This window comes from Celeribacter sp. (assembly GCF_048266405.1).
In the GTDB taxonomy this organism is placed as follows: domain Bacteria; phylum Pseudomonadota; class Alphaproteobacteria; order Rhodobacterales; family Rhodobacteraceae; genus Celeribacter.
The window spans coordinates 709-4076 of the sequence record NZ_JBLWZO010000042.1; the positions used below are offsets into that span (position 1 = coordinate 709).

Sequence of the window (3368 nt, forward strand, 5' to 3'; positions counted from 1 at the left end):
CGGACGACCGTTCCCATGGCGGCAATGGCAATCAGTGGCCTATGTGCATTGGCCGCAGGCGCGCTTGACGATGCGCCCCTTATCGTGTTGATCGTGATCTGCATTGTTTGGGGTATTTCGGTGATTGCCGATTCCGCGCAGTTTTCGTCCTGTGTAATTGAATTGGCCGATCCCCATCAGATTGGAACCGCCTTGACCATGCAAAATGCAATTGGCTTTATCATCGCATTGGGATCAATCCATCTGGTGCCGGTGATCGCCGATGCCTTTGGCTGGTGGGGGGCGTTTGCCATGCTGGCGATTGGCCCGTTACTGGGCTTTATTGCCATGGGCCGTTTGCGGGCGATGCCCGAAGCAACCCGGCTTGCCGGGGGGCGACGATAATTCGATGGCTTCAGGAAGAAGGCCGGTGATCCCCATCACTTGACAGCCTCAGATAAAAAAATGCGCTGTTTGGGTTTTCTTGACCATTTTCAGCACAAATATTACCTTCTGCCAGAATTTTCTTGCTGTTGCGCGTGGGGGCGTGGCGGCGTTTTCCAAAAATAAGGGTCTTTCATGAGTCTTACCCTCATTGTTTTGCTTCCCTTCCTTGGGGCGGTGCTACCCGCTGTTATGATCCGGGCCGGGCGCAATGCCTGTGCCACGGCGACCGGCGCTGTTACGCTGCTTGCGTTGATTTTACTTATCGCCAAGGCACCTGCTGTTATTGGCGGCGAAGTGTTTCAGGTCCGCTATGAATGGCTGACCGATCTTGGTCTGAATGTGACCTTTTTCCTTGATGGTCTGGGATTGTTGTTTGCGACCCTGATCCTTGGAATTGGCCTTTTGATCATCATTTACGCCCGGTTCTATTTGTCGAAAGACGATCCGATGGGGCGGTTTTATGTGTTCCTGTTGCTGTTTCAGGGCGCGATGGTGGGCATCGTCCTGTCAGACAATGTTCTGCTGCTGCTGATTTTCTGGGAACTGACATCGCTGTCATCGTTCCTGTTGATCGGGTATTGGAAACATCTGCCCGAGGGCCGACAGGGCGCGCGTATGGCGTTGACCGTCACCGGGGCAGGCGGGCTTGCGATGATTGCCGGGATGTTGATCCTGGGCGATATTGTTGGGTCTTATGACCTGAGCGTGATTTTGCAACATGCTGATTTGATTCAAGCCTCGCCGCTTTATGTTCCGGCACTGGTGTTGATCCTGTTGGGGTGCTTTACCAAATCGGCGCAATTCCCGTTCCATTTCTGGCTACCGCATGCCATGGCCGCACCGACCCCGGTTTCGGCCTATCTGCATTCGGCAACCATGGTCAAGGCAGGCATCTTTTTGATGGCACGCATGTGGCCGGTTTTGTCGGGCACGCCGGAATGGTTCTATATCGTTGCGACCGCCGGCCTGGTGACCATGATTCTGGGCGCATGGATTGCGATCTTCAAACATGACCTGAAAGGTCTGCTGGCCTATTCAACGGTTAGTCACCTTGGTCTTGTGACCATGCTGTTTGGGTTCGGAACGCCGATTGCCGCGGTTGCCGGTGTGTTCCACATCATCAACCATGCAACATTCAAGGCCGCCCTGTTTATGACAGCGGGCATCATTGATCATGAAACCGGAACCCGCGATATTCGCCGTTTGGGTGGAATGCTCAACCTGATGCCGATTGCGGGCACCATCGGGGTTATCTCGGCGGCGTCAATGGCCGGGATCATCCCGTTGAACGGTTTCCTGTCCAAGGAAATGATGCTTGAAGAAGCATGGCATACAATCTGGTTCGATCAAAACTGGATCGTGCCGGTACTTGCCACCATCGGGGCGGTTTTCTCGGTCGCGTATTCGTTCCGGTTTATCTTCCATGTCTGGTTTGGCAAACCGCGCGATGCATTGCCCCAGCATCCTCATGATCCGCCATTTGGCATGTGGGGGCCACCGGCCTTTCTGACGGCTTTGGTGGTTCTGATTGGTCTGTTCCCGGCCGTTATTGCCGGACCGCTGGTTGCGGCCACAGCGAGTGCGGTGACCGGGGGTAACCTTCCAGAATATCATTTGGCACTTTGGCATGGTCTGACCCCGGCATTGGGCATGAGCACGATTGCGATCATCGGCGGTGCCTTGATTTTGCTTCGTCATCGCGGGCTTTTGTCCGCAACAGCCAATTTGTCGCGTCCTGATGCCAAGGCGATGTTTGATTGCCTGATCGTCAAGGTCGTCGATCTTAGCCGCACGGTCTCGGACAATCTGCATAACGGGTCGCTGCAACGCTATCTGGCGGTGATGGTGTTTGCCGCACTGGCCATCGGGTTGTCGGGCTTTTATGCCGAACCCGATCATACGGCGGGCACGCGCGAACTTCTGGCGGTATCCCCGCCAGCTGCGATTGGCTGGATCCTTTTGGTTGGGACGTGTATTGCCTCGGTCGCGATGCATCATAACCGGTTGCTGACCCTTTTGCTGGTTGGTGTGATCGGTTTGATCGTCTCGCTTGGGTTCATCTATCTGTCGGCACCTGATCTTGCCCTGACCCAGATTTCGGTCGAGGTGGTGACGGTTATTCTGATGTTGCTGGCCCTGAACATCCTGCCAAAAGAAACGCCAAAAGAAAGCCAGCCGGGGCGCAAGTTCCGCGACTGGATTATTGCCGCAGGGGCCGGGCTTGGTATGGGCGGTGCCGTCTGGGCGATTATGACGCGCGAATTGCCAAATTCGATCTCGGCCTATCATCTGGCCAATTCGAAGATCGAAGGCGGCGGGACCAATGTGGTCAACGTCATTCTGGTCGACTTCCGTGGCTTTGATACCTTTGGCGAGATTATCGTTCTGGGCATTGCGGCCCTGTCGATCTTTGCCCTGATTGAAACCGTCACCCAGGGCGAGGCCGCCAAACGCCTTGCCAATTGGGTGGTGGATAATCGCCGGTCGGCAGACCGCCATCCGATGATGATGGTCGTGGCGACGCGTGTGATGTTGCCGCTATCGCTTTTGGTGGGGGTTTACATCTTCCTGCGCGGGCATAATGAACCGGGCGGCGGCTTTATTGCCGGTCTGGTCGTTTCGGTGGCCCTGGTCATGCAATACATGGCGTCGGGCTTTGGCTGGACCCAGAACCGGATGAAGGCCAATTACCATGGCATGATCGGGCTTGGTGTGATTGCTGCGGCCATTACCGGCCTGTCGGCCTGGGTGGCGGGCTTGCCATTCCTGACCAGTGGATTTGTCCATGTTTATCTGCCGATCGTTGGCGAATTTGAGCTGGCATCGGCCATGGGCTTTGACCTTGGTGTGTTCCTGACTGTGGTGGGGGCGGTGACGCTTGCACTTGCCAAACTGTCGCAGGTTGAACGCATGGCCGAACATGTCGGCATCAATCCCGAGCC

The 3368-nt window shown here is 55.7% G+C and carries 1 protein-coding gene and 1 pseudogene; both read left to right on the plus strand.

The window, feature by feature from the left end; all coding sequences use genetic code 11:
* Positions 1–384 (plus strand): annotated as a pseudogene (locus tag ACN0TS_RS19065) (MFS transporter); the annotation flags it as partial.
* A gap of 174 nt (positions 385–558) precedes the next feature.
* The coding region (locus tag ACN0TS_RS19070) for a monovalent cation/H+ antiporter subunit A (protein ID WP_417260889.1) at positions 559–3368 on the plus strand (2810 nt) is incomplete at its 3' end.